General features: G+C 40.0%; 27 protein-coding genes and 1 pseudogene. 21 read left to right on the forward strand and 7 right to left on the reverse strand.

The genetic code is table 11. The annotated features are described in order from the left end of the window. The first annotated feature begins 53 nt into the window (after nt 1-53). From zapA to QM941_RS00710, 4 genes are all read left to right on the forward strand, one after another. Complete coding sequence (gene zapA / locus QM941_RS00695) at nt 54-356, forward strand: cell division protein ZapA (RefSeq protein ID WP_414337717.1); 303 nt, start codon at nt 54-56, stop codon at nt 354-356. Then, nucleotides 353-901, forward strand: a complete 549-nt coding sequence (locus QM941_RS00700) for a CvpA family protein (RefSeq protein WP_414337718.1) — start codon at nt 353-355, stop codon at nt 899-901. Before zapA ends, QM941_RS00700 begins: the two co-directional genes overlap by 4 nt. A gap of 107 nt (nt 902-1,008) precedes the next feature. Beyond that, nucleotides 1,009-3,345, forward strand: a complete 2,337-nt coding sequence (locus QM941_RS00705; RefSeq protein WP_414337721.1) for an endonuclease MutS2 — start codon at nt 1,009-1,011, stop codon at nt 3,343-3,345. Nucleotides 3,346-3,542: 197 nt separating this feature from the next. Next, nucleotides 3,543-4,439, forward strand: a complete 897-nt coding sequence (locus QM941_RS00710; RefSeq protein ID WP_414337724.1) for a TDT family transporter — start codon at nt 3,543-3,545, stop codon at nt 4,437-4,439. 168 nt (nt 4,440-4,607) lie between these two features. Here QM941_RS00710 and QM941_RS00715 read toward each other — a convergent pair whose 3' ends face one another. The 5 genes from QM941_RS00715 to QM941_RS00735 form a co-directional block, all read right to left on the reverse strand. Continuing rightward, on the reverse strand, nt 4,608-4,934 hold the full coding sequence (locus tag QM941_RS00715) for a hypothetical protein (RefSeq protein ID WP_414337726.1): 327 nt from the start codon (nt 4,932-4,934) through the stop codon (nt 4,608-4,610). A gap of 118 nt (nt 4,935-5,052) precedes the next feature. Beyond that, nucleotides 5,053-5,592 carry a DUF3278 domain-containing protein gene (locus tag QM941_RS00720; protein ID WP_414337729.1) on the reverse strand — a complete coding sequence of 180 codons (540 nt, stop codon included), beginning with the start codon at nt 5,590-5,592 and terminating at the stop codon, nt 5,053-5,055. Between the two features lie 26 nt (nt 5,593-5,618). Beyond that, on the reverse strand, nt 5,619-5,945 hold the full coding sequence (locus QM941_RS00725; RefSeq protein WP_414337731.1) for a hypothetical protein: 327 nt from the start codon (nt 5,943-5,945) through the stop codon (nt 5,619-5,621). Between the two features lie 10 nt (nt 5,946-5,955). After that, on the reverse strand, nt 5,956-6,498 hold the full coding sequence (locus QM941_RS00730) for a DUF3278 domain-containing protein (RefSeq protein ID WP_414337734.1): 543 nt from the start codon (nt 6,496-6,498) through the stop codon (nt 5,956-5,958). Between the two features lie 14 nt (nt 6,499-6,512). Further along, nucleotides 6,513-6,707, reverse strand: a complete 195-nt coding sequence (locus QM941_RS00735) for a helix-turn-helix transcriptional regulator (protein WP_006152985.1) — start codon at nt 6,705-6,707, stop codon at nt 6,513-6,515. 218 nt (nt 6,708-6,925) lie between these two features. Between QM941_RS00735 and QM941_RS00740 the strand changes: the two genes are divergently transcribed. After that, on the forward strand, nt 6,926-7,759 hold the full coding sequence (locus tag QM941_RS00740) for a metallophosphoesterase family protein (RefSeq protein ID WP_414337737.1): 834 nt from the start codon (nt 6,926-6,928) through the stop codon (nt 7,757-7,759). Nucleotides 7,760-7,822: 63 nt separating this feature from the next. Here the strand turns inward: QM941_RS00740 and QM941_RS00745 are convergent, their stop codons facing one another. Next, on the reverse strand, nt 7,823-8,632 hold the full coding sequence (locus tag QM941_RS00745; protein ID WP_414337740.1) for an amino acid ABC transporter substrate-binding protein: 810 nt from the start codon (nt 8,630-8,632) through the stop codon (nt 7,823-7,825). Nucleotides 8,633-8,848: 216 nt separating this feature from the next. Here QM941_RS00745 and QM941_RS00750 point away from each other — a divergent pair, with 216 nt between their 5' ends. The 6 genes from QM941_RS00750 (at nt 8,849) to brnQ (ending at nt 13,986) form a co-directional block, all read left to right on the forward strand. Continuing rightward, a complete protein-coding gene (locus QM941_RS00750) occupies nt 8,849-9,352 on the forward strand; it encodes a hypothetical protein (protein ID WP_414337743.1) in 504 nt (167 codons plus the stop codon). A 189-nt stretch (nt 9,353-9,541) separates the two neighbouring features. Continuing rightward, complete coding sequence (locus QM941_RS00755; RefSeq protein ID WP_414337746.1) at nt 9,542-10,147, forward strand: nitroreductase family protein; 606 nt, start codon at nt 9,542-9,544, stop codon at nt 10,145-10,147. Between the two features lie 9 nt (nt 10,148-10,156). Continuing rightward, nucleotides 10,157-11,557, forward strand: coding sequence for a dipeptidase PepV (pepV, locus tag QM941_RS00760; RefSeq protein ID WP_414337749.1), 1,401 nt, complete (start codon nt 10,157-10,159; stop codon nt 11,555-11,557). Nucleotides 11,558-11,623: 66 nt separating this feature from the next. Further along, nucleotides 11,624-12,208: a uracil-DNA glycosylase family protein gene (locus QM941_RS00765; protein WP_414337752.1), complete on the forward strand. Its 585-nt coding sequence runs from the start codon at nt 11,624-11,626 to the stop codon at nt 12,206-12,208. A 2-nt stretch (nt 12,209-12,210) separates the two neighbouring features. Then, nucleotides 12,211-12,492, forward strand: a complete 282-nt coding sequence (locus tag QM941_RS00770; protein WP_414337755.1) for a rhodanese-like domain-containing protein — start codon at nt 12,211-12,213, stop codon at nt 12,490-12,492. Nucleotides 12,493-12,660: 168 nt separating this feature from the next. Beyond that, nucleotides 12,661-13,986, forward strand: coding sequence for a branched-chain amino acid transport system II carrier protein (brnQ, locus tag QM941_RS00775; protein WP_414337758.1), 1,326 nt, complete (start codon nt 12,661-12,663; stop codon nt 13,984-13,986). A gap of 43 nt (nt 13,987-14,029) precedes the next feature. Here brnQ and QM941_RS00780 read toward each other — a convergent pair whose 3' ends face one another. After that, the gene (locus tag QM941_RS00780) at nt 14,030-14,569 is read right to left on the reverse strand and encodes a DUF1307 domain-containing protein (protein WP_414337761.1); all 540 of its coding nucleotides are present in this window, start codon (nt 14,567-14,569) and stop codon (nt 14,030-14,032) included. A gap of 131 nt (nt 14,570-14,700) precedes the next feature. Between QM941_RS00780 and QM941_RS00785 the strand changes: the two genes are divergently transcribed. The 10 genes and pseudogenes from QM941_RS00785 (at nt 14,701) to QM941_RS00830 (ending at nt 25,622) form a co-directional block, all read left to right on the forward strand. Next, the gene (locus tag QM941_RS00785; RefSeq protein WP_414337764.1) at nt 14,701-15,738 is read left to right on the forward strand and encodes a M42 family metallopeptidase; all 1,038 of its coding nucleotides are present in this window, start codon (nt 14,701-14,703) and stop codon (nt 15,736-15,738) included. Nucleotide 15,739: 1 nt separating this feature from the next. Further along, nucleotides 15,740-16,201, forward strand: a complete 462-nt coding sequence (locus QM941_RS00790) for an HIT family protein (protein ID WP_414337766.1) — start codon at nt 15,740-15,742, stop codon at nt 16,199-16,201. Nucleotides 16,202-16,212: 11 nt separating this feature from the next. Next, nucleotides 16,213-16,929 (forward strand): LD-carboxypeptidase LdcB/DacB, encoded by a 717-nt coding sequence (ldcB, locus tag QM941_RS00795; protein ID WP_414337769.1) that lies wholly within the window; start codon nt 16,213-16,215, stop codon nt 16,927-16,929. A 278-nt stretch (nt 16,930-17,207) separates the two neighbouring features. Next, the gene (gene pheS / locus QM941_RS00800) at nt 17,208-18,254 is read left to right on the forward strand and encodes a phenylalanine--tRNA ligase subunit alpha (protein ID WP_414338861.1); all 1,047 of its coding nucleotides are present in this window, start codon (nt 17,208-17,210) and stop codon (nt 18,252-18,254) included. Next, nucleotides 18,254-18,763 (forward strand): annotated as a pseudogene (locus QM941_RS00805) (N-acetyltransferase family protein). Before pheS ends, QM941_RS00805 begins: the two are co-directional and overlap by 1 nt. A 77-nt stretch (nt 18,764-18,840) precedes the next feature. Next, nucleotides 18,841-21,246 (forward strand): phenylalanine--tRNA ligase subunit beta, encoded by a 2,406-nt coding sequence (gene pheT, locus QM941_RS00810; protein WP_414337771.1) that lies wholly within the window; start codon nt 18,841-18,843, stop codon nt 21,244-21,246. Nucleotides 21,247-21,497: 251 nt separating this feature from the next. Continuing rightward, nucleotides 21,498-22,391 (forward strand): ABC transporter ATP-binding protein, encoded by an 894-nt coding sequence (locus QM941_RS00815; RefSeq protein ID WP_414337774.1) that lies wholly within the window; start codon nt 21,498-21,500, stop codon nt 22,389-22,391. Beyond that, nucleotides 22,388-23,587: an ABC transporter permease gene (locus QM941_RS00820; RefSeq protein WP_414337777.1), complete on the forward strand. Its 1,200-nt coding sequence runs from the start codon at nt 22,388-22,390 to the stop codon at nt 23,585-23,587. Before QM941_RS00815 ends, QM941_RS00820 begins: the two co-directional genes overlap by 4 nt. Before the next feature lie 176 nt (nt 23,588-23,763). Next, the gene (gene rpoE, locus QM941_RS00825) at nt 23,764-24,339 is read left to right on the forward strand and encodes a DNA-directed RNA polymerase subunit delta (RefSeq protein WP_414337779.1); all 576 of its coding nucleotides are present in this window, start codon (nt 23,764-23,766) and stop codon (nt 24,337-24,339) included. Between the two features lie 170 nt (nt 24,340-24,509). Continuing rightward, nucleotides 24,510-25,622, forward strand: a complete 1,113-nt coding sequence (locus QM941_RS00830; RefSeq protein ID WP_414337781.1) for an N-acetylmuramoyl-L-alanine amidase family protein — start codon at nt 24,510-24,512, stop codon at nt 25,620-25,622. The last annotated feature ends 39 nt before the right edge of the window (nt 25,623-25,661 follow it).

Below are 25,661 nucleotides of genomic sequence, written 5' to 3' on the forward strand. Positions count from 1 at the left end.
GTAAAAACTGACAAACTTAGTGAAATTTGGTATAATATCGTGAGGTGAATTTTATGGCAAATTTAAATCGATATAAGTTTTCATTCGGAAAAAAGACATTAACCCTAACAACCGAGCATGATAACCTTTTTATGGAGGAGATTGCAAAGGTTGCAACAGAAAAATATGAAGCTCTCAAGGAGCAAATGCCTGGGACGGATGATGAGACTCTGGCTATTTTGTTAGCCATTAATTGCTTATCAACCCAGCTCAGTCGTGAAATCGAATTTGATGAGAAGGAGCAGCAGCTAGAGGCTCTTCGTTATCAAGTGGTTGCGGCAAAACAAGAGCAGAGCAAGATTGAGGATCCTTTATGATTTCCATTATTCTTTTATTGATTCTTGCTTGGAGCTTTTACATCGGTTATCGCAGAGGCTTGCTTCTACAAGTTTATTATCTTGTGGCTACAGTAATCTCAGCATATCTTGCTGGAACCTTTTACCAGTCCTTAGGTGAACAGTTTCATTTACTTTTGCCTTATGCCAATCCTCAAGAAGGACAGGGAACCTTCTTCTTTCCTTCTGACCAGCTTTTCCAACTGGACAAGGTCTTTTACGCAGGTATTGGTTATCTCTTAGCTTTTGGTATTTTCTATAGTTTCGGTCGTTTTATCGGTCTATTTTTAAACCTTGTGTCAAGTAAAAAACTAGGAGGAAAATACTTCCGAATCGGGGCGGGTGTCCTATCTATTGGAGCGACCTTATTTGTCCTCCAGATGATCTTGACCATTCTTGCAACGGTTCCACTGGGAGTTGTTCAAAATTCACTTGAAAATAGTATAGTAGCCAAACATATGATCCAGAGTATACCATTCACTACTGATTTGATTAAACAGCTCTGGGTAACAAAATTAATCGGATAAAAAGGGCGGGAATTATTCCTAGCCTTTTGTTTACAATTCTATGAGCTTATGAGAGAATGCAAATTTCTTTTGAAAAGTTCTATTAGCTCATGAATTAGGGAAAGAACATGAATACAAAAATATTAGAAACCTTAGAATTTAATAAGGTCAAGGCTTTATTTGAGCCACATTTATTGACCGAACAGGGACTAGAACAGTTGAAAGAGCTAGTTCCAACAGATAGAGAAGATAAGATTAAGCAGGCTTTTGCAGAGATGGAAGAGATGCAGCAACTCTTTGTTGAGCATCCTCACTTCAGTATCTCGGGAACAAAAGCCATCGCAGCCACATGCAAACGTCTGGAGATGGGTGCTGACCTCAACATTGAGGAATTTCTCCTTCTCAAACGTGTCATATTTGCCAGCCGTGAACTGAAAAATTTCTATGATAATCTTGAAAATGTACGCTTGGACCACTTGGCAAATTGGTTTGAGAAACTTCATGATTTTCCGCATCTGCAGGGTAATCTCCAAGCTATCAATGATGCTGGATTTATTGAGAATTTTGCTAGTGAAGACTTGGCACGAATCCGTCGTAAAATCCATGATAGCGAGAGCCAAGTTCGTGACGTCTTGCAAGAACTTCTCAAACAAAAGGCTCAGATGTTGACTGAAGGTATCATCGCTAGTAGAAATGGTCGCCAGGTTCTCCCTGTCAAAAACACCTATCGTAATAAGATTGCCGGTGTGGTTCATGATATTTCTGCCAGCGGGAACACTGTCTATATTGAACCGCGTGAAGTGGTCAAGCTGAGTGAGGAAATTGCTAGTCTTCGTGCAGATGAACGCTATGAGATGATGCGTATCCTGCAAGAACTCTCTGAACGAGTAAGACCGCATGCAGCTGAAATCGCAAATGATGCATGGATTATTGGGCATTTGGACTTGATTCGGGCTAAGGTCCGCTTTATCCAAGAGACAGGAGCAGTAGTGCCACAAGTCTCTGAGGACCAGGAGATTCAACTCCTCCATGTTCGTCATCCCTTGGTGCAAAATGCTGTTGCTAATGATGTACACTTTGGTAAAGATCTAACAGCCATCGTCATCACTGGTCCCAATACGGGTGGTAAGACCATTATGCTCAAAACCTTAGGTTTGACACAATTGATGGCTCAGTCAGGTTTGCCGATTTTGGCCGATAAGGGAAGTCGTGTGGGGATTTTCGAGGAGGTCTTTGCGGATATCGGAGACGAACAATCCATCGAACAAAGTCTTTCAACCTTCTCTAGTCACATGACCAATATCGTTGATATTCTTGGTAAGATCAATCAAAACTCGCTCTTGTTACTAGATGAGCTTGGAGCAGGAACAGATCCCCAAGAAGGTGCAGCCCTTGCCATGTCTATCCTAGAGGACTTGCGCTTGCGTCAGGTCAAGACTATGGCAACCACTCATTATCCTGAACTCAAGGCCTACGGAATTGAAACTGCCTATGTTCAGAATGCCAGCATGGAGTTTGATACAGCTAGCCTGCGCCCGACCTATCGCTTTATGCAAGGCGTACCTGGTCGAAGCAACGCCTTTGAGATTGCTAAACGTCTCGGCTTGTCAGATGTCATCGTAGGTGACGCTAGCAAGCAGATTAATCAAGACAATGATGTCAATCGCATTATTGAACAGTTGGAAGAGCAAACACTTGAAAGCCGTAAACGCCTTGAGAATATTCGTCAAGTCGAGCAAGAAAATCTCAAGATGAACCGTGCGCTAAAAAAACTTTACAATGAGCTCAACCGTGAGAAGGAAACAGAGCTCAATAAGGCGCGTGAACAAGCTGCTGAGATTGTTGGCTTGGCTCTGGCAGAAAGTGATGATATTCTTAAAAATCTTCACAGTAAATCTCAACTAAAACCACATGAGATTATCGAAGCCAAGGCCAAACTCAAGAAATTAGCACCTGAAAAAGTTGATCTTTCTAAAAATAAGGTTCTCCAAAAGGCTAAGAAAAAACGAGCTCCAAAAGTTGGGGATGATATCATCGTTTTAAGCTATGGTCAACGAGGTACCTTGACCAATCAACTCAAGGATGGTCGCTGGGAAGCTCAAGTTGGCTTGATTAAGATGACCCTTGAAGAAAAAGAGTTTGACTTGGTTCAGGCTCAGCAAGAAGTACCAGTCAAGAAAAAACAAGTCAACGTTGTCAAACGGGCAGGTGGTAAAGGACCACAGGCTCGATTAGACCTTCGTGGCAAACGCTACGAGGAAGCTATGGAAGCCTTGGATGCCTTTATCGACCAAGCCCTACTCAACAACATGGCTCAAGTGGACATTATCCACGGTATTGGTACAGGAGTCATCCGCGAAGGGGTAACCAAATACTTACAGAGAAACAAACAAGTCAAGAGTTTTGGCTATGCACCTCAAAATGCTGGTGGAAGTGGTGCAACAATCGTAACCTTTAAAGGCTAACCAAGCTATAGAATGAAATGTCAAAAGAGTACCTATCAAGTGATAGGTACTCTTTTAATGAATTTATTTCAATCATTATTGTTAGTGAGTATTTTAAAAGGGGACAATCGTTTTATAGCCAAAAAAAATTATGAAGGCTTGTCTAGCTGAGCTTTATTTATGCTATACTGTTAGTAACGTCATTTTCGGAGGTTGGTATGAAAAAACTCCCCTTAGCCTTTTCAGGTTGCTTATTGGGATTGGCTGGAGCAGGAAATCTCATCTTGGATATTTTTCCGCTTTTATCACACATCTTTAGTTTGTCAGGCTTGATTTTGTGGTTTTATTTTTTGGTAAGCCACCTCAATAACTGGCATGAAAGTAAGCAAGAATTAAAGAAATCCCCTGTTTTGTCAGGAATGGCAACCTTTCCCATGGCAGGGATGATTTTATCAACGTATTTATTACGAATCTTACCCCCGAACATGAGCATTGTCGCACAGATTCTCTGGTGGTTTGCTTTTCTTCTAGATGTTTACCTTATCTTATACTTTACAAAGAACTATGTCTTGGTTAAACAAAGGGCCAGTGCAACACCAACTTGGACGGTTCTTTATGTAGGAATAGCAGTAGCAAGTTTGACCTACCCCGTGGTGGGCATTGTTGGGATTGCCTATGGAGCTTGGATTTTTGGTTTTATCTTAACCCTTATCCTTTACCCTCTAATTTATCAAGATTTGAGGAAAAATCCATTACCGCTGGCTTTACTAGGGCAAGAAGGAATTTATTGTGCTCCATTTTCTCTCCTTTTGGCAGCATTAGTGAGAGTTGGAGGTCCTAGTCTGCCTAGTTGGATTTTACTAGTTGTGATCCTTGCATCACAGACCTTCTTTTTCTTTGTCCTTAGTCGCTTGCCAAGGATTTTAAAACAAGGTTTTCAACCAGCCTTTTCAGCCCTGACCTTTCCTACTATCATTACAGCAACTTCATTGAAAATGTCCCAAGGCATTCTGCAGTTTCCGGCCCTTAACCTCCTCGTTTGGTTAGAGATTATCATTTGTTTAACAATCCTTATCTACGTATTAGTAGAATATGTGAGATATTTAAGTAACTAAAAGAACCCCTAGCACGGAGAAGTGTTAGGGGTTTATTCTATATTTAGTTTTAGAAGTATTTTGGAACCATTCGAAACAAGGCAGTTCTAAAACTAGGAAACATTGATACTATCAACCTACACATCACATTTAGACAGCTTCCCTTATCTTTTTTTGTATTCTTCAAAACTATATCTTATACAAATTATTTAATCTTTCTAACTCTAATACATTCATACACACTTCTACTCCAGTAACTACCCCCTTACTATGAATAATTCCACAAGAAAACACAATCCTCTCCTTACTCAAAATATTTGACAATACTACTAATGCTTCTAAAGCATAATCCTCTATGGTAATAAAACTATTGTTTTCATCTTTAAAAAACTTTATAAATCCAAAATCCTCACACCTATCACCAAAATGAAACCTAAGTGATTTTAAAAAATAATCAAAAAACACATCATTTTCCATGAAAACCCTTTCATGTTTAAAATATTCTGTTATAATCATACAAAAAATAAAGGAGAAATGCTATGAAAAACTTATTTTATTTATAACTACCTCTCTAATTCTGCTTTGTCTTACTAGCACAACATATGCCGAAACTCCAAAAAAACAATGCAGTTTCTTACTTCTCCTCATGTAGTGATAGAAAGCCGTAGACCATAGTCCCAAAGATTGCTCCAATACTAAGACCAAAGACAAGTAGGGGAATCATTATCTCTGTTTGGATGATTTTTTCCAAGAAAGTTGAAAGGGGCATCTGCTGAACGAAGAGTTTATGAAAGAGCAACAGAGCAAATAAACCAATCTCAATACTTATAAATACCAACCAACTACGAACTTTTATTTGGTGTTTGCTGTAGGTTTTGTAGATGATTTCTGATTTGTCATCCTTTTCAAGATGAAGCTCTTGGACGGCTCTTTGGGCTTTTATACTCATGAACAAAATGAGTCCAAAATAGAGGTAGGGCATAACCGATCGAACAATTTCTATAAAGCGTCCGAACAAAATATAGAACAGGAAGAGAAAGAAGGAAGAGTAAAAGATTTGGACCATGGAACGGGTGCAAGCCTTATAGATAACCTCTTGTCGGCATTCATCAAAGGGGCCTTGGATATGAAAGAAATTTCGAAGTAAGCGAGTTGTTAAGTCTTCTTTTTGCATGGATTATTTCTCCTAAATGAATGATGTTACTTTGTTTCTTTTACGAATTGATAGAGATAATAAAGATAAGTGATAGAAGAAAGGGTAGCGATAGTGAACAGTAAATAGTATTTCCAACCTCTTGAGATGAGCATCAGTTGTGGAAAAGATAGAATTATAAAGTATAGTGCTAAGTTGAGTATGCGCGTTTTTTGGGAGTCGATCTTTAGATAAGTCAGTCCTTTGTTGAGGGCTGGAACAAAGACAAGAACAAGGACTATTTCGTAGATGGGCAAGTTCCCTGAAACGATGATGAAGATGAACAGAGAACTGAACAAAAGATGATAGGTAAGTAAAGTTAGTAATGATTTCATAAGGTACCTCCTAATCCTCATCCGGATCTTTCTTAGTTTTTGCAATGCGACGGGAGATGAGGAACTGTATGCTCGCTCCGAAGAAAATAGAACCGAGAATACTTGATACACCATTTCTTATAGTGAGAAGAGACTGAAAATAGTTCTGACCTTCACCTATGAGTATACCGAGAAGAGGAGTTATAAAAAACATCCATAGACCAAAGAACAAACCTGCTTTAAGACCTGGGTAGCGTAGTTGCTTACTTTCTTTCTCGCTCAGCATATCTGGTTCAATAGTTGTAATCCCTGTTTTTTGCATTTGATAGGTGAGATATCCAGCAGCGATGAGGGCAATCACTAAAATTAGAGGAGGATAGACTAGAGCCACTAGCTGAGGATATTTATAGGCCAGAAGGAGTGGAATAAGATTTCCGAAAATCATCAGATAAAAGAGGATGATAAAGACTTGGTTGCCGATACGATCAGCCTCGCGCCGTTTGTATTCGTCAAGGGGATCAGAAATGCCGTATGTGCGTTTGATCAGTTTTTCAGCGAGGGTTTCTTTTTTCATTTTTCTTCTCCTTTTTAAAAATCATCCTCCCAAAAGAGACTGTTGAGGTCAGTTTGGAGGCTTCGAGCGAGATTGAGACAGAGTTCCAGGGTGGGATTGTACTTGTCGTTTTCAATCATGTTGATGGTCTGCCTCGAGACGCCGATATCCTTGGCAAGTTCGAGTTGGGACTTGCCAAGTTCCTTGCGAAATTCTTTTACACGATTCATGCTTCCTCCTTTTTAGTTTATGTCACATATATTTGACTATAGTATATTCTTTTGGAAATGAAATGTCAACTATTTTTGACATATTTTTAAGAGAAAGTTGATCAGAATATTTCCATTATAAAATCTTCTAGCGATTTTATGCTATAATAAAGAAAAGTACAGAATTATAAGAGTGAATTGGATAGACTGAAAGCTATCCACTAAAGAAAGAGCAGAAAATGAACCATAAGATTGCAATTTTATCAGATATTCATGGCAATACGACGGCCTTAGCTGGAGTGCTTGAGGACGCTAAAAATTTGGGAGCGACTGAATATTGGCTTCTGGGAGATATTTTTCTTCCTGGGCCGGGAGCAAATGACTTGGTGGATCTTTTGAAAGACCTTCCCATTACAGCATCTGTTCGAGGAAACTGGGATGATTGTGTGTTAGAGGCTTTAGATGGGCAATATGGTTTGGAGGATCCCCAAGAAATTCAGCTTCTCAGGATGACTCAGTATCTGATGGAGCGTCTAAACCCAGAGCATATTGATTGGTTGAGAAATCTACCTATGGTAGCCAAGAAAGAAGTAGAAGGCTTGCGCTTTTCTCTTTCACATAATTTGCCTGAGAAAAATTATGGTGGTGATTTGCTGGTTGAAAATGATACCGAAAAATTTGACCAGTTACTTGATGAAACTACTGATGTAGCCGTCTATGGTCATGTTCACAAGCAGTTGCTTCGTTATGGTAGCAAAGGTCAACAAATCATCAATCCAGGTTCGATTGGTATGCCTTATTTTGACTGGGTAGGGCTGAAAAATCACCGTGCCCAGTATGCCTTACTTGAAACTGAAAATGGTGAATTGGTCAATATCCAATTTCGAAAAGTTGCTTATGATTATGAAGAAGAGCTAGAATCAGCTAAGACCAAAGGTCTTCCTTTTATCGAAATGTATGAAGAATTACGACGTGAGGACAACTATCAAGGTCATAATAGAGATTTGTTAGCTAGTTTAATTGAAAAGCATGGATATGTAGAGGATGTGAAGACCTATTTTGATTTTTTGTAAGAGTTGCTTTAATTAAAAGATACTAAATAAACGATTGGACGAGCCAATCGTTTTTAGTATTTCTTATTGCAATTCTGATGCATCTGGTAAGTAAGAACCACCGAGATAGGTTTTGCTAAGTTTTTCAAGGGTTCCGTCTTGGTAGAGTTCTTTGAGAACCTTGTCAAATTGTTCTTTAAATTCTTTTTCATCACTTGAGAAGATAATGTAGTTATTTGGATTATCATTGCTTTCCAAGTCAACTACATTCAAGTCTAAACCTCGGTCTTGGATAATTTTTTGAACAGAGATTTTGTCAAATATTAGGAAATCAAATTCACCGTTGGCGAGGTCAGTTAGACGTTTAGCCACATCTTCACCAGAGTACTGGATGGTTGCAGGATTGTCAGAGTGGCTTTGGTTCCAGTCAGTAACGACCTTGGCAGTAGATGTTCCAGTATCATCCTGGGTTGTTTTACCAGCGATGTCTTGGAGAGAGGTAAGAGCCTTGTCTTTTCTGCTCACGAGAACCAAAGGATTTTTAGCGATAGGTAGGGAGTAGAGGTATTTGTCGGCTCTCTCTTTGGTGTAGCTCAAGTTGTTGGCAGCAGCTTGGTAACGACCAGCATCAACTCCAGGGAAGATACTCTCCCAAGCAGTTTTTTGAAATTCAATCTTGTATTGGTCCAGTTTTTCATCGACCGCTTTTAAAACTTCAACATCATATCCAGTTAAATTACCATCTTGTTCAAAGTCAAAAGGTGGGATGTCTCCGGCAGTGGCTACGACAATGGTTTTAGAACTAGTAGTAGAAGTTGAAGTACTTTCCTGTTTAGATTGTCCACAGGCCACCAACAAGGGACTAATGGCTAATAATAAGAATAATTTTTTCATAAGAATCTCCTTTTACTTTCTGTTAGTAATAGATTACCAGAGTACAGATAAATTAGCTAATATATATTTTCTATCAAAGTGATAGAAAAAGATTATTTTCGAATGATTATAGAGCAAGTAATTTATAGAAATTTATTCATAATCCAGTAAAATTTTGACTGTTAAATTATTTTGCAGTAAAATAGAATATACAAAAAATCATCTAAGGAGATCATTATGAAAAAACTTCTTGCTACTAGCCTTGTACTTTTATCTGTTGCTACTTTAGTTGCTTGCTCTGGAAATAAATCTTCAGAAACTGCCAGCAAAGAAACAACTGTTGCAGAAACAACAACAGCCGCATCAAAAACTGAGACTTCAAATACTTCAACATCTGATTTTACTCTTCTGACTGATGAAGAAATTGATAATGCCAAATCAATTGGAGATATGAAAACTCTTTACGGTAAGTTGATTGATAGCTACAAGAAATATGTAGAAGAAATCGGCAATAAGCTTCCAGTAGATCAAAAAGAAACTTACACAGAGCAAGTAGAACCAGCTCTTGAAGCTATGGAAGATTCAAGAAAAGCCTTTAACGATGGTCTTTCAGCAGCTGGATCAGATGATACTGCAATGCCTGAACAAGCACGTACTATTTTCCTACAACAATTGAAGACTGCACGTGATGTAATGAAAAAAGCCCTAGAATCAGCAAACCAAGCTATTTCAGCTCAATAATAAGAATCAAGCAGGTGATTTTCGTCTGCTTTTTACTTGTAAAAACGCTTATTCTACAGGATTTGAGACTTGGAGAAGTAAAAACTATCCAAAAGGAAGAAAAGGTTATTTTTTCCTAAAGAAAATACCAGCCAGCTCTGTTAAAATGTGGTAAAATGGAAAGAGTAGAAATAGAAAAGGAATATGTATATGAAATTTCTTGAATTAAACAAAAAACGTCATGCGACAAAGCAATTTATTGATAAGCCAGTAGATCCAAAGGATGTTCGTACAGCGATTGAGATTGCTACTTTAGCACCAAGTGCTCACAATATCCAACCTTGGAAATTTGTTGTAGTCCGTGAGAAAAATAAAGAATTGGCTAAGTTGGCTTATGGTATGAACTTTGACCAAGTTTCAGAAGCACCCGTAACTATCGCTTTGTTTTCTGATACAGATTTGCCAAAACGTGCGCGTAAGATTGCCCGTATTGGTGGGGCTAAGAATTTTTCGGAAGAAAAACTTCAATACTTCTTGAAAAACCTTCCAGCAGAGTATGCTCGTTATAGTGAGCAACAAATCAGTGACTACCTAGCCCTCAATGCTGGATTAGTAGCCATGAACCTTGTTTTAGCTTTGACAGACCAAGGAATTGGTTCAAATATTATTCTTGGTTTTGACAAATCAAAAGTTAATGAAGTTTTAGAAATCGATCCACGTTTTCGCCCAGAACTTTTGATTACCGTGGGTTACACAGATAAAAAATTAGAACCAAGCTACCGCTTGCCAGTAGATGAAATCATCGAGAAAAGATAGGAAGAAAATATGACAACAATTGATTTTACAGCAGAAGTAGAGAAACGCAAAGAAGACCTTTTAGCTGACTTATTCAGCCTTTTGGAAATCAACTCAGAACGTGATGACAGTAAGGCTGATTCGCAACATCCTTTTGGACCAGGGCCAGTGAAAGCCTTGGAAAAATTCCTTGAAATTGCAGACCGTGATGGTTACCCAACAAAAAATGTCGACAACTATGCAGGACATTTTGAGTTTGGTGAAGGGGAAGAAGTTCTCGGTATCTTTGCTCACATGGATGTAGTACCAGCTGGTAGTGGTTGGGATACAGACCCTTACATACCAACCATCAAGGATGGCCGCCTCTATGCGCGTGGAGCATCAGATGACAAGGGACCTACAACAGCATGTTACTATGGTTTGAAAATCATCAAGGAGCTTGGACTTCCAACTTCTAAGAAAGTTCGTTTCATCGTGGGAACTGATGAAGAATCAGGTTGGGCTGACATGGACTACTATTTTGACCATGTAGGACTAGCAAAACCAGACTTTGGATTCTCTCCAGATGCTGAATTCCCTATTATTAATGGTGAAAAAGGAAATATCACAGAATACCTCCACTTTGCTGGTGAAAACAAGGGTGCAGCTCGTCTTCACAGCTTCACAGGTGGTTTGCGTGAAAACATGGTGCCAGAATCAGCAACAGCAGTTGTTTCAGGGGACTTAGCTGATTTGCAAGCTAAGCTAGACGACTTCGTTGCAGAACACAAGCTTAGAGGAGAAATCCAAGAAGAAAATGGTCAGTATAAGGTGACCATTATCGGTAAATCTGCCCATGGTGCTATGCCTGCATCAGGTATCAATGGTGCCACTTATCTTGCTCTCTTCCTCAGCCAGTTTGCCTTTGAAGGTCCTGCAAAAGACTTCCTTGACATTGCTGGTAAGATTCTCTTGAATGACCATGAAGGTAAAAATTTGAAGGTTGCTCATGTGGATGAAAAAATGGGTGCCCTTTCTATGAATGCTGGTGTCTTCCGCTTTGACGAAGCAAGTGCTGATAATACCATTGCCCTCAACTTCCGTTATCCAAAAGGAACAAGCCCAGAGCAAATTAAGTCAGTTCTTGAAAACTTGCCAGTTGTATCTGTTAGCTTATCAGAACATGGTCACACACCTCACTATGTTCCAATGGAAGATCCACTTGTACAAACCTTGTTGAACGTGTATGAAAAACAAACAGGTCTTCAAGGTCACGAGCAAGTTATCGGTGGTGGAACATTTGGCCGTCTCTTAGAACGTGGTGTAGCTTACGGTGCTATGTTCCCAGACTCTATCGACACTATGCACCAAGCCAATGAATTTATCGCCTTGGACGATCTCTTCCGAGCAGCAGCAATTTATGCAGAAGCTATCTATGAATTGATCAAATAATGCTATAGAAGTCTGAGATTCACTCTTAGACTTCTTTTTGAAATTGCTAGAGAAAGAGAAGAAACCATGTCAGAAATTCAAAAAATCAAACAAGCCATCATGGAAGATCCACAAAACCAAAGCTATACAGAACAGGGGATAGAGCCCCTCTTTGCTGCTCCCAAAACAGCTCGTATTAATATCATTGGGCAGGCACCTGGGCTAAAAACTCAAGAGGCTGGACTTTACTGGAAGGATAAAAGTGGGGACCGCTTGCGAGACTGGTTAGGTGTGGATGAGGATACTTTTTACAATTCAGGTTATTTTGCAGTCATGCCCATGGATTTCTATTTTCCAGGGCATGGGAAATCCGGTGATTTACCGCCTAGACCTGGTTTTGCAGAAAAGTGGCACCCTAAACTTTTGAAAGAATTACCAGATATTCAATTAACCCTCTTGATTGGGCAGTATGCTCAGGCCTACTATCTGCATGAGAAAGTCACTGGCAAGGTAACAGACCGTGTGCATCGCTTTAAGGATTATTTGCCAGATTATTACCCTTTGGTGCACCCGTCACCTCGGAACCAAATCTGGATGAAAAAGAATCCTTGGTTTGAAGCAGTTGTTTTACCTGACTTGAAAAAGAGAGTAAAGAAAATAATTGGAGAATAGAGATGAAAGAAATCGCCTTTGAGGATTTTTACCAACTATGTCAGAATGGCTGTTCGACCATTATTGATGTGAGAGAAGAAGTAGAGTTTAAGCAAGTTCATATAGAAAGTGCTCAAAACCTTCCCTTGAGTTCTTTAGCAGATACCTATGAGGTATTGGATAAAAATCAAACCTACTATGTCATTTGTAAGTCTGGTATCCGTTCAGCTCATGCCTGTCAATTTTTAGCAGAAAAGGGTTATGATGTCGTCAATGTTCCAGGCGGTATGGATGCTTTCGAATAGGTAAGGGATTCCTTGGAGAAATGAGTTATTAGAGCCATCATCTCCAGGGAATTTTTGTAGTAAAATAGTCAGAAAATTGAAAACATTTTAAAATTATTTCGAGATCGCCTTTTCAAGCCTTTAATCATGTTATACTAAGAAAGTATTTTATTTTTATAAGGAGAGTTTATGGCTAAAAAAGGTGCTTTAACAGGATTACTCCTGTTTGGAATATTTTTTGGTGCGGGTAACTTAATCTTCCCCCCTACCCTAGGTGCTCAATCTGGGGAACATTTTCTCCCTGCTATTGCAGGATTTGTATTTTCAGGTGTTGGACTTGCAGTCTTGACCTTGATTATCGGAACCCTCAATCCTAAAGGCTATATTTATGAGATTTCAAAGAAGATTGCCCCTTGGTTTGCGACGCTTTACCTAGCAGTTCTGTATTTATCAATCGGACCATTCTTTGCCATTCCACGTACTGCGACAACGGCTTATGAAGTAGGGATTAGTCCACTCTTGGCCGAAGCAGATAAGGGATTAGGTTTGATTGTTTTCACACTTATCTACTTTGTTGCAGCTTATTTGATCGCTCTTAATCCTTCTAAGATTTTGGATCGTATTGGGCGTGTCTTGACTCCAGTTTTTGCCATCTTGATTATCATTTTGGTAGTTCTTGGAGCCTTTAAATACGGTGGAAATGCACCACAAGCTGCGACAGCAGCTTATCAAGCTTCAGCATTTGGAGCAGGATTCCTTGAAGGATATAATACTCTAGATGCTCTCGCATCTGTTGCCTTTAGTGTAATCGCTGTGCAAACCATGAAACAACTTGGATTCTCAAGCAAGAAAGAATATATTTCTACAATTTGGGTAGTTGGAATTGTTGTAGCTCTTGGATTTAGTGCTCTCTATATTGGCTTGGCCTTCCTTGGAAATCATTTCCCTGTGACGGAAGAAGCGATGAAGGCTGGTACTCCAGGTGTTTACATCTTGTCACAAGCAACTCAGGAAATCTTTGGGTCAACTGCTCAATTATTCCTTGCAGCCATGGTAACTGTAACCTGCTTTACGACAACCGTTGGTTTGATTGTATCAACTGCAGAGTTCTTTAACGGACGTTTCCCGCAAATCAGCTATAAGGTCTACGCGACTGCCTTTACTTTAATTGGGTTTGCTATTGCAAATCTAGGACTAGGTAACATTATTAAATACTCAATCCCAGTCCTTCTTGTTCTTTATCCAATCACTATTGCGATTGTGATGATTGTTATTGTCAATAAATTTGTGGCTCTTTCAAAACCAGGGATGCAATTGACAATGGGATTGGTAACAGCAATTGCTATCGCAAGTGTTTTAGGTAATACATTTAAGATTGAAGTACTAACAAATCTTGTTAATGCTCTACCATTTGCCAAGGCTTCTCTGCCATGGTTGGTACCAGCTGTTATCGGTATCTTGCTTTCTCTGGTTCTTCCAAACAAACAAGAAAGTGAAGTATTTGAAATGGAATAAAAAAACTTGGCTTTATTGCCAAGTTTTTTATTATACAAATTGATTAGTTAGTTTTTTCCGTATAACCAAGTTCTGTGAGCATTTTTTTGGAAGCAACAAAACTTACAGTCTGCCCGGTTCCAGAGTATTCTTTTGGAAAAGCTTTTCTAAGCTCGTCAAGACTAGCAACTGAGAAATCAAGTTCTGCATCTTGAACAACTTTTCCATCTTGAATGTCAATGGTTTGCGTAACTCCTTTAATCTCTTGATATCCTTTATAGGTTTCTTCGATCAGAGCTTTCAACTCCTCTGGTGTTTTGTTTAGAGGTTCTGGATCATAGACATTATGGCCAGTTTGTTTCAAGACTTTATCCCCCTCAACAGTGTAGGTTAGAGTAGACGTTAAGCCCGGACGAGTGTCGTTGAAAAAAATTACTGTTTTTGTTTCTGCTTTTATCTCAGTTGTTTCTTGCACTGTGGTTTTCGCTTCAGTAGTTTCTTCTGTACTAGTTTGAGCAGAAGAAGTACTTGAACCCTTGGAACATCCTAAGAGGAAAAAGATTGATATAGCAAGGCACAGTCCAATCCTAAAAAATTTTTTCATAATACTTCCTTTCCTAATGAAGTTAATTTTATTATAACATAGGATAATTTCAAACTCAAAGTATTTGAATGTTTCTTTTTTACACATACTCAGATGGGAAAAGTGATATAATATTAAGAAGAGGTGAAGAAATGAATCAAACTGTAGAATATATTAAAGAACTAACTGCTATCGCATCGCCAACTGGTTTTACACGTGAGATTACGAATTATTTAGTTGAAACTCTTGAAAAACTAGGTTATCAACCAATCCGTACTGCTAAAGGTGGAGTTAACGTTACTTTTAAAGGTAAAAATGATGACAAACAGCGTTATGTGACAGCCCATGTGGATACATTGGGAGCTATTGTTCGCGCTGTTAAACCCGATGGCCGTCTCAAAATGGACCGTATTGGTGGTTATCCTTGGAACATGATTGAAGGAGAAAACTGTACAGTTCATGTGGCTAGTACAGGTAAGACTATTTCAGGTACGATTTTGATCCACCAAACTTCTTGTCACGTATACAAGGACGCTGGAACTGCTGAACGCACGCAGGATAATATGGAAGTACGTTTGGACGAAAAAGTGACCAATGAAAAAGAAACACACGCACTTGGTGTTGAGGTTGGTGACTTTATCAGCTTTGACCCACGAACTGTCGTAACTGAGACAGGCTTTATCAAATCGCGTCATTTGGATGATAAGGTCAGTGCAGCTATCCTTCTAAATCTCCTCAAAGTCTATAAGGAAGAAGGAGTTGAACTTCCTGTCACTACGCACTTTGCCTTTTCGGTCTTTGAAGAAGTGGGGCATGGTGCTAACTCAAGTATCCCAAGTCAAGTTGTCGAATATCTAGCAGTAGATATGGGAGCAATGGGAGATGACCAGCAGACGGATGAGTACACAGTGTCTATCTGTGTCAAAGATGCTTCAGGTCCTTATCACTATGAATTCCGTCAACATCTGGTTGCTCTAGCAAAAGACCAAGACATTCCATTTAAACTAGATATCTATCCATTTTACGGTTCGGATGCTTCTGCAGCTATGTCAGCTGGAGCAGAAGTCAAACACGCTCTTCTAGGAGCGGGTATCGAGTCTAGTCACTCTTACGAGCGAACTCATATCGATTCTGTTCTTGCTACCGAGCGTATGGTGGACGCTTACCTCAAGAGTGGATTGGTAGACTAAGATGTGCTTGATTTGCCAACGAATTGAATTGATTAAGGCAGGGGAAAATCCCTACTTTGTCAAGGAATTAGAAACAGGCTATGTTGTCATTGGAGACCACCAGTATTTTGAAGGCTATACTTTATTCCTGGCAAAAGAACATGTCACAGAATTGCATCATATGAAAGCTCTAGTCAAACTTCGTTTTTTAGAGGAAATGAGCTTGGTCCAAGAAGCTGTCTCTAAAGCTTTTTCTGCTCAAAAGATGAATGTAGAGTTATTGGGAAATGGAGATGCACATGCCCACTGGCATATTTTTCCCAGACGAGAGGGTGATATGAAGGGACACGGTCTTAATGGTCGTGGTCCAGTTTGGTGGGTTCCATGGGAAGAAATGATTGCTGAAGAATATCAAGTTAAGGGAAGTAAATTAGATGGCTTGATTGCAAGATTATCTGAGACTTTAAACCAGATGATTAAATGAAAGGATAACAGATGAAAAAAAGATACCTTATCTTATCAGGATTATTAGCCTTGACATTGGCAGCTTGTTCACAAGAAAAGTCGGCAACTTCAGAGGCCAAGTCTTCTACAGAACAAAAGACTGTAGAAGAAGGAACCGCGGGAAGTGAGTCTCAAGAAGCTAGTCAAAAGAAAGCAGAAGTGGTCAACAAAGGAGATCACTACAGCATTCAAGGAAAGTACGATGAGATTGTTGTCGCTAATAAGCATTATCCTATGTCAAAAGATTACAATCCAAGAGAAAATCCTACCGCAAAGGCAGAACTGTTGAAACTTATCGCAGCTATGCAACAAGCAGGATTCCCGATTAGCGACAACTATAGTGGTTTTAGAAGTTATGAAACTCAAACTCAGCTTTATCAAAACTATGTAGATAAAGATGGCAAGGCTGAAGCTGACCGTTATTCTGCAAGACCTGGTTACAGTGAACACCAAACTGGCCTTGCCTTTGACCTAATTGGAACAAATGGAGATTTAGTGACTGAAGAAAAGGCTGCCCAATGGCTATTGGACCATGCAGCAGACTATGGCTTCGTCGTTCGCTATCTCAAAGGTAAGGAAAAAGAAACAGGCTATATGGCTGAAGAATGGCACCTTCGCTACGTCGGAAAAGAAGCCAAGGACATCGCTGCAAGTGGTCTCAGCTTGGAAGAGTATTACGGCTTTGAAGGTGGGGACTATGTTGATTAGTCGTAAAATATCTTGCAAGAATGCTTGAAATTTGATAAAATGAATAATAATTAAATAGGAATCTGCAAGACTAGTATCTCAGGGGAAGTATATCAGGGAGGAGAGCCGTGACTGAAAGCTCTCTATATGAAAGCTGGGTGAATTCACTTGCCTATAGATTCAGAAATAAAGGTCTGACTTGTCAGATAAAAACGGATGGTACCGCGTGTCAACGCTCCGAGTATGGAGTTTTTGGCATGTGGTTTTCTTTTTATCTACGAGCGACTGATGGAGGAATTATGTCAACTATTGAAGAACAATTAAAAGCGCTTCGTGATGAAACGCTAGCTAGCTTGAAGCAGATTACTGCTGAAAATGAAAAAGAGATGCAAGATTTGCGTGTCTCTGTCCTTGGTAAAAAAGGTTCTCTTACTGAAATCCTGAAAGGGATGAAAGACGTTTCTGCAGAAATGCGTCCTGTTATCGGGAAACACGTCAATGAGGCTCGTGATGTCTTAACTGCTGCCTTTGAAGAAACAGCTAAGCTCTTGGAAGAAAAGAAAGTGGAAGCGCAACTAGCTAGTGAGAGCATCGATGTTACACTACCAGGTCGCCCAGTTGCTACAGGTCACCGTCACGTTCTCACTCAAACTAGTGAAGAAATCGAAGATATCTTCATCGGGATGGGTTACCAAGTCGTGGATGGATTTGAAGTTGAACAAGACTACTATAACTTTGAACGTATGAACCTTCCAAAAGACCACCCAGCTCGTGATATGCAGGACACTTTCTATATCACAGAAGAAATCTTGCTCCGTACTCACACATCTCCAGTTCAAGCGCGTGCCATGGATGCCCATGATTTTTCTAAAGGTCCTTTGAAGATGATCTCACCAGGACGTGTATTCCGTCGTGATACAGACGATGCAACCCACAGTCACCAGTTTCACCAAATCGAAGGTTTGGTTGTTGGAAAAAACATCTCTATGGCGGACCTTCAAGGAACCCTCCAGTTGATTGTACAAAAAATGTTTGGTGAAGAGCGTCAAATTCGTTTGCGTCCATCTTACTTCCCGTTCACTGAGCCTTCTGTTGAGGTGGATGTTTCATGCTTCAAGTGTGGAGGAGCCGGCTGTAACGTATGTAAGAAAACTGGTTGGATCGAGATTATGGGTGCCGGTATGGTTCACCCACGTGTCCTTGAGATGAGTGGTATCGATGCGACTGTTTACTCTGGATTTGCCTTTGGTCTTGGACAAGAGCGTGTAGCTATGCTCCGTTACGGAATCAACGATATCCGTGGATTCTACCAAGGTGATGTCCGCTTCTCAGAACAGTTTAAATAATGATTAGAAAAGTGGAAATAGCAGATGTTGAGGTGTTAGCAAAACTTGCCAAACAAACCTTTCGTGAAACATTTGCTCATGATAATACTGAAGAGCAGTTACAGGAATACTTTGAAGAGGCTTATAATCTGATAGTTTTGTCAACTGAGTTGGAAGATCCTGACTCCGAAAGCTATTTCATTATGCATGAAGAGGAGATAGCTGGTTTTCTCAAAGTCAACTGGGGAAATGCTCAAACCGAGAGAGAATTAGAGAACGCTTTTGAAATTCAACGCCTCTATGTGCTACAAACATATCAAGGATTTGGGCTTGGTAAGCAACTATTTGAATTTGCTCTGGAACATGCCGAAAACAATGGTTTTTCCTAGGCTTGGCTAGGTGTTTGGGAGCATAATACAAAAGCTCAAGCATTTTATAATCGATATGGTTTTGAGAAATTTAGCCAACATCGTTTTATGGTTGGGAAAAAGGTAGATACGGATTGGTTACTGAAAAAGAAATTAAGGTAAGAAGATAATTCTTCTATATGAAATGATAGGAAAGGAAAAAAACTAGAGTGGCAACTGTCATTCTGGAGAATTAAATTATGCTTGTATCTTATAAATGGTTAAAAGAATTGGTGGACATTGATGTGTCCTCACAAGAGTTGGCTGAAAAAATGTCAACTACAGGGATCGAAGTAGAAGGTGTGGAATCACCTGCTACTGGTCTCTCAAAAATTGTCGTCGGTGAAGTCTTGTCTTGTGAAGATGTGCCAGAAACACACTTGCATGTCTGCCAAGTCAATGTGGGTGAAGAAGAAGCCCGTCAAATCGTCTGTGGAGCGCCAAATGTGCGTGCTGGTATCAAGGTTATGGTGGCTCTTCCAGGAGCTCGCATCGCTGACAACTACAAAATCAAAAAAGGGAAAATCCGTGGTTTGGAATCTCTCGGAATGATCTGCTCGCTTGGTGAATTAGGGATTTCTGACTCTGTTGTACCGAAAGAATTTGCAGATGGTATCCAAATCTTGCCAGAAAATGCAGTTCCAGGTGAGGAAGTATTTTCTTATCTAGACTTGGATGATGAAATCATCGAACTTTCCATCACTCCAAACCGTGCAGACGCCCTCTCTATGCGTGGGGTAGCACATGAAGTAGCAGCTATCTATGACAAGGCAGTCAATTTTAAAGATTTTACTTTAACAGAAACAGACCAAGCCGCATCGGATGCTCTTTCTGTCAGCATTGATACAGACAAGGCTCCTTACTATGCAGCTCGTATCTTGGACAATGTGACCATCGCACCAAGTCCACAATGGTTGCAAAACCTCCTCATGAACGAGGGCATTCGTCCTATTAACAATGTCGTCGACGTAACTAACTATATCTTGCTTTACTTTGGTCAGCCTATGCATGCCTTTGACTTGGATACCTTTGAAGGGACTGACATCCGTGTACGTGAAGCACGTGCTGGCGAGAAATTAGTGACCTTGGATGGGGAAGAGCGTGAGTTGGAAACAAGTGACCTCGTGATTACTGTTGCTGACAAACCAGTAGCCCTTGCAGGTGTCATGGGTGGACAAGCTACAGAAATCTCTGAAAAGTCTACTCGTGTCGTTCTTGAAGCTGCTGTCTTCAATGGCAAATCTATCCGTAAGACAAGTGGTCGTCTCAACCTTCGCTCTGAATCATCTTCACGCTTTGAAAAAGGCATCAATGTGGCAACCGTAAATGAAGCCCTTGATGCAGCAGCAAGTATGATTGCTGAATTGGCTGGTGCGACAGTACGTAAAGGCATCGTTTCAGCAGGCCAGTTGGACACTTCTGATGTAGAAGTTCCTTCGACTCTTGCAGACGTTAACCGCGTCCTTGGTACAGAACTTTCCTATGCTGATGTGGAAGATGTTTTCCGTCGTCTTGGATTTGGCCTTTCTGGAAATGCAGAAGCCTTCACGGTTAGTGTTCCTCGTCGCCGTTGGGATATCACTATCGAAGCAGACCTCTTTGAAGAAATTGCTCGGATTTATGGTTATGATCGCCTGCCAACCAGTCTTCCAAAAGATGATGGGACAGCCGGTGAATTGACGGCGACACAAAAGCTTCGTCGCCAAGTTCGTACCATTGCAGAAGGTGCTGGATTGACAGAAATCATCACCTACGCTCTGACAACTCCTGAAAAAGCAGTGGAGTTTACGACTGCACCAAGTAACTTAACGGAGCTCATGTGGCCAATGACCGTGGATCGCTCAGTCCTCCGTCAAAATATGGTTTCAGGTATTTTGGATACCGTTGCTTACAACGTAGCGCGTAAGAATAAAGACTTGGCTCTTTATGAGATCGGAAAAGTCTTTGAGCAAACGGGTAATCCAAAAGAAGACTTGCCAAATGAAATCAACAGCTTTGCTTTTGCATTGACTGGTTTAGTCGCTGAAAAAGACTTCCAGACTCCAGCTGTTCCAGTTGATTTCTTCTATGCTAAGGGAATTTTGGAAGCCCTCTTTGCTCGCTTGGGTCTTGAAGCGACCTATACAGCAACTCAAGAGATCAAGAGTCTTCACCCAGGACGTACAGCCTTGATCTCACTAGGGGACCAAGTTCTTGGTTTCCTCGGTCAAGTGCACCCTGTGACGGCTAAGGCTTACGATATTCCAGAAACTTATGTGGCAGAGCTCAACCTTTCAGCTATTGAAGAAGCCCTTCAACCAGCAGCAGCATTTGTGGAAATTACTAAATTCCCAGCAGTCAGCCGTGATATCGCCCTTCTCCTCAAATCAGAAGTGACTCATCAAGATGTGGTAGACGCCATCAAAGCTGCTGGCGTGAAGCGTTTGACAGACATCAAACTCTTTGACGTCTTCTCAGGTGAAAAACTAGGATTTGGCATGAAGTCTATGGCCTACAGCTTGACCTTCCAAAATCCAGAAGATAGTTTGACAGATGAAGAAGTCGCACGCTACATGGAAAAAATTCAAGCTTCTCTCGAAGAAAAAGTGAATGCAGAAGTGCGTTAACGGTTTATAATCCATCCCTAGGGATGGATTTTTATTGCTTAAATGACAGTTCAGGTGTTACAAGAGACAGTTGAGAAAAAAGTAAACTTAGACGGACTTTATTTGATTATAATTTATATATCTTTTATATTCTTGAGTTACTTAAACAGTTTTAGCTTTAAACAAGCATCATTGCAATATAAATGTACATAAATGATTGCATTGCCTAAAAAAAGGAGTATAATAAGAGTGAAAATATTCGGAGGTAAACTATGCTAGAAATTACTAATCTAGAAAAAAGTTTTGGACCTAAGCAGGTCTTGTTTGGTGTAGACTTTCAAGCCCGACCAGGTCGAATTTTAGGACTAGTAGGGAAAAATGGAGCTGGGAAAACGACGATTTTCCATAGTATTTTGAGATTCTTGGAATATCAGGGAGAGATTCTCCTTGATGGGCAAGATATCCGTCAAGAAACCTATGCCCGTATCGGCTATCTGCCAGAAGAGCGGAGCCTCATGCCTAAATTGACAGTGCTAGAGCAGGTTCGTTACCTAGCCATGTTAAAAGGCATGGACGCTAAGGAAATAAAGGAAGAACTCCCTCAATGGATGGAAAAATTAGAAGTTAAGGGAAAACTGACAGATAAGATCAAAAGCCTCTCAAAAGGGAATCAACAAAAGATTCAGCTCATTATTACCCTTATCCACCAGCCAGACTTGATTATCTTGGACGAGCCTTTTAGTGGTCTAGATCCAGTCAATACTGAACTACTCAAACGTGTTATCCTAAAAGAAAAAGAGCGTGGAGCGATTATCATTTTTTCAGATCATGTTATGACCAATGTTGAAGAGCTTTGTGATGATATCCTTATGATTCGCGATGGGCGTGTGGTTCTGCATGGACCAGTTCAAGATGTCCGCAATCAATACGGAAAAACGCGACTCTTCGTTGCAAGTGAAAAGAGTCAGGAAGAATTGGAAAGTCTTCCTCATGTTCGTCAAGCAAGCTTGACCAAGCAAGGTAGCTGGAAACTCATTCTAGATGATGAGAGTGCTGGTCAGGAACTCTTTGCGATTTTGACAAACGGTCAATATATCGCAACCTTTGATCAGCAAGCGCCAACAATCGATGAAATCTTTAAACTAGAATCAGGGGTGGAAGTATGAGAAATATGTGGGTAGTTATTAAAGAAACTTATTTGCGACACGTCAAATCTTGGAGTTTCTTTTTCATGGTTATTTCGCCTTTCTTATTCCTTGGACTTTCAGGAGGTATCGGGTATCTGCAAGGATCTTCTTTGGCTCAAAATAATAAGATTGCAGTGATTAGTTCGGTTTCAGCAGTGACGGAAGGATTAAAGGGGACCAATGGAATCAATTTTGATTATCAAGATGAAGCCAGTGCTCAGGCAGCTATCAAAGATGAGAAAATCAAGGGCTATCTGATGATTGACCAAGAAGATAGTGTCCTCAAGGCAGTCTATCATGGGGAAACATCTCTTGAAAGTGGTATTAAGTTAGCCGTGACAACTAAGTTGAATGAACTCCAATCCCAACTCAACCGTTCAGAAGCAAATTTGTCTCAGGAACAGGAAAAACGCTTGGCTCAAACGGTTCAATTTACAGAACGGATTGATGAAGCAAAGGAAAATAAAAAGTTGATTCAAACCTTTGCGGCTGCAGGACTGGGTTTCTTCCTCTATATGATTTTGATTACTTATGCTAGTGTCACTGCTCAAGAAGTAGCCAGCGAGAAAGGAACTAAAATCATGGAAGTGGTCTTCTCAAGCATTCGTGCAAGCCATTACTTCTATGCTCGTATGCTTGCCTTACTTCTAGTCATTTTGACTCATATTGGTATTTATGTCGTTGGTGGTCTTGGAGCTATCTTATTCTTTAAGGATATGCCTATCTTGGCTAATTCAGGTATTCAAAATCACTTGGGAGAGGCCTTTTCGATCAATACCTTGTTATTTGTCTTAGTCAGTCTTTTTATGTATGTCGTTCTGGCAGCCTTCTTAGGTTCTATGGTTTCTCGCCCTGAAGATGCAGGAAAGGCCTTATCTCCGTTGATGATTCTGATTGTTGCAGGTTTCGCTGGAGTAACAGCACTAGGGACTGCAGGGGACAATCTGATTTTGAAAATTGGATCCTATATTCCCTTTATTTCAACCTTCTTTATGCCATTTAGAGCAATTAATGGCTACGCTAGCGACTTAGAAGCTTGGATTTCCCTAGCAATTACGGTGATTTTTGCAGTAACTGCAACTGTCTTTATCGGTCGCATGTATGCTAGTCTAGTTTTACAGACGGATGATTTAGGCATCTGGAAAACCTTTAAACGTGCCTTGACCTATAAATAAATGATAAGACCTAGCAAGTAACTTTGCTGGGTTTTTCCTTAGTCTAAATATTTCACATTTATTGTTTCTAAACCTTTGACTAATAAGGAAAATTATCGTACAATAAAGAGTACATGATAAAATGAGACCAGAGTTTGTTTGCTCTGGTAATAGTAGTAAAATTGAGGAGAAACGCTTTGGAATTAGAAGTATTTACTGGGCAAGAAAAAAGTGAACTATCAATGATTGAAGTGGCTCGTGCCATCTTGGAACTTCGTGGTCGTGATCACGAAATGCATTTTAGTGATTTGGTCAATGAAATCCAAAACTATCTTGGTACTTCAAACAGCGATATTCGTGAAGCTTTGCCTTTGTTCTATACAGAGTTGAACTTTGACGGTAGCTTTATCTCTTTGGGGGATAACAAATGGGGCCTTCGCTCATGGTATGGAGTGGATGAAATCGATGAAGAAATCATCGCCCTTGAAGAAAGTGATGATGAAGAAGTAGCACCAAAAGCGAAGAAAAAACGTGTTAATGCCTTTATGGATGGAGATGCGGATGCTATTGATTACGGTGCAGATGATCCTGAAGACGAAGATGTTTACGAAGAAGATCCAGCCCTTTCTTACGATGATGAAAACCCAGACGATGAGAAAAATGAAGTAGAAGCCTACGATGCTGAGATTAATGAAATCGCACCAGATGACCTTGGTGAAGACGTCGATCTTGTTGAAGAAGATGACGAAGATGCTGAGGAAGAAGAAGAATAAGCCAAAAAACAAGGAAAACTTTCCTTGTTTTTTCATTTTGTCTAAATTAGGAATACTAAAAACAAAGATACATTTTGGTCTGGAAAATCTAGAAAAATTTTTTGATATGATTTGATAAAAAAACAACATGGTTATATAATTAATATAGATAAAAAATAGGAGGAAATCCCATGAAAAAAATCACACTATTTAGTTTGTCTTTGGCAGGTCTAGCTTTACTAGCTTTCCCTCATTCAGGGCAGGCCTTCGAGCTGAAAGAAGAATGGGTTATTAAGGGGGGGATTCGATACGAGAATGGAAAAGTTAGTAAGATTAATAATGGATACGAAGTAAATATTAAAGTATTAGATCTGCCTAGTACTAGCGAAATCGAATGGACAGTTAGTTTAAATGGAGAAAAGCAAAATACTAACTTCTTAGCTGAGGAAAGAACAGTATCTAAAACTGAAGATAAGGGACGTTTTCTACACTTTTATATCCCTTATGGATACCGTGGAGATATTGTAGTAGAGGCTAAGAGTGGAAACGAAGTGAAGACTTGGTCTACTAAAGTAGTTGATGATGTTTATTCAGATGACACTAAGAGTGGCTACTTCGTTCTCGATGGGGACCAAATCTTAGAAAGTTCATGGGATTCTCTAAATGAGTCTTATGTTACAACGCTTCCAACTGTAACATCAGGAAAATCTGTTGTTGCTTGGCGTGAAGAAGGAACTCTTAATCTAATTAAACCAGGAAAAATTGCTCGAAAATATAATAGTAGTGGATCGTATGTAGAACTTTCTCCAATCTTTGAAACTGCTAGTTGGCTAAAATCACACCAAAACTGGTACTATCAAAAAGATGGTCAATTAGTTCAAAATGTTTGGATCAAGGATTCGGGAAGCTGGTACTTTATGGATGACAAAGGAGTCATGTTCAATAAAACTTGGCTCTATCAAGGTGGCAGCTGGTATGCCTTTAAGTCATCAGGAGCCATGATTTCAGCTGATTGGTTATATGATAATGGGTCTTGGTATTACCTAAAAGACTCAGGTTCAATGGCGACAGGCTGGCTTAAAGATGGTGGTACTTGGTATTATCTAAAAGACTCAGGTTCAATGGCAACAGGCTGGATCAAAGATAACGGCTCTTGGTATTACCTAAAAGATTCTGGTGCAATGGCAACAGGTTGGATCAAAGATAATGGTAAGTGGTACTATCTGGCTTCATCTGGTAATATGCTTAGCAATACACGCACACCAGATGGATATTATGTAGATGCCAGTGGTGCTTGGAAATAAATGTTAAACAGAGAAAGTCTACTGAGGAGGTAGATTTTC

Source organism: Streptococcus timonensis, assembly GCF_047460355.1.
Taxonomy (GTDB): domain Bacteria; phylum Bacillota; class Bacilli; order Lactobacillales; family Streptococcaceae; genus Streptococcus; species Streptococcus timonensis_A.

Coding starts and splice junctions, on each gene's coding strand:
- zapA (WP_414337717.1), top strand. CDS start 54: ATGGCAAATTTAAATCGATATAAGTTTTCATTCGGAAAAAAGACATTA.
- QM941_RS00700 (WP_414337718.1), top strand. CDS start 353: ATGATTTCCATTATTCTTTTATTGATTCTTGCTTGGAGCTTTTACATC.
- QM941_RS00705 (WP_414337721.1), top strand. CDS start 1,009: ATGAATACAAAAATATTAGAAACCTTAGAATTTAATAAGGTCAAGGCT.
- QM941_RS00710 (WP_414337724.1), top strand. CDS start 3,543: ATGAAAAAACTCCCCTTAGCCTTTTCAGGTTGCTTATTGGGATTGGCT.
- QM941_RS00715 (WP_414337726.1), bottom strand. CDS start 4,934: ATGATTATAACAGAATATTTTAAACATGAAAGGGTTTTCATGGAAAAT.
- QM941_RS00720 (WP_414337729.1), bottom strand. CDS start 5,592: ATGCAAAAAGAAGACTTAACAACTCGCTTACTTCGAAATTTCTTTCAT.
- QM941_RS00725 (WP_414337731.1), bottom strand. CDS start 5,945: ATGAAATCATTACTAACTTTACTTACCTATCATCTTTTGTTCAGTTCT.
- QM941_RS00730 (WP_414337734.1), bottom strand. CDS start 6,498: ATGAAAAAAGAAACCCTCGCTGAAAAACTGATCAAACGCACATACGGC.
- QM941_RS00735 (WP_006152985.1), bottom strand. CDS start 6,707: ATGAATCGTGTAAAAGAATTTCGCAAGGAACTTGGCAAGTCCCAACTC.
- QM941_RS00740 (WP_414337737.1), top strand. CDS start 6,926: ATGAACCATAAGATTGCAATTTTATCAGATATTCATGGCAATACGACG.
- QM941_RS00745 (WP_414337740.1), bottom strand. CDS start 8,632: ATGAAAAAATTATTCTTATTATTAGCCATTAGTCCCTTGTTGGTGGCC.
- QM941_RS00750 (WP_414337743.1), top strand. CDS start 8,849: ATGAAAAAACTTCTTGCTACTAGCCTTGTACTTTTATCTGTTGCTACT.
- QM941_RS00755 (WP_414337746.1), top strand. CDS start 9,542: ATGAAATTTCTTGAATTAAACAAAAAACGTCATGCGACAAAGCAATTT.
- pepV (WP_414337749.1), top strand. CDS start 10,157: ATGACAACAATTGATTTTACAGCAGAAGTAGAGAAACGCAAAGAAGAC.
- QM941_RS00765 (WP_414337752.1), top strand. CDS start 11,624: ATGTCAGAAATTCAAAAAATCAAACAAGCCATCATGGAAGATCCACAA.
- QM941_RS00770 (WP_414337755.1), top strand. CDS start 12,211: ATGAAAGAAATCGCCTTTGAGGATTTTTACCAACTATGTCAGAATGGC.
- brnQ (WP_414337758.1), top strand. CDS start 12,661: ATGGCTAAAAAAGGTGCTTTAACAGGATTACTCCTGTTTGGAATATTT.
- QM941_RS00780 (WP_414337761.1), bottom strand. CDS start 14,569: ATGAAAAAATTTTTTAGGATTGGACTGTGCCTTGCTATATCAATCTTT.
- QM941_RS00785 (WP_414337764.1), top strand. CDS start 14,701: ATGAATCAAACTGTAGAATATATTAAAGAACTAACTGCTATCGCATCG.
- QM941_RS00790 (WP_414337766.1), top strand. CDS start 15,740: ATGTGCTTGATTTGCCAACGAATTGAATTGATTAAGGCAGGGGAAAAT.
- ldcB (WP_414337769.1), top strand. CDS start 16,213: ATGAAAAAAAGATACCTTATCTTATCAGGATTATTAGCCTTGACATTG.
- pheS (WP_414338861.1), top strand. CDS start 17,208: ATGTCAACTATTGAAGAACAATTAAAAGCGCTTCGTGATGAAACGCTA.
- pheT (WP_414337771.1), top strand. CDS start 18,841: ATGCTTGTATCTTATAAATGGTTAAAAGAATTGGTGGACATTGATGTG.
- QM941_RS00815 (WP_414337774.1), top strand. CDS start 21,498: ATGCTAGAAATTACTAATCTAGAAAAAAGTTTTGGACCTAAGCAGGTC.
- QM941_RS00820 (WP_414337777.1), top strand. CDS start 22,388: ATGAGAAATATGTGGGTAGTTATTAAAGAAACTTATTTGCGACACGTC.
- QM941_RS00830 (WP_414337781.1), top strand. CDS start 24,510: ATGAAAAAAATCACACTATTTAGTTTGTCTTTGGCAGGTCTAGCTTTA.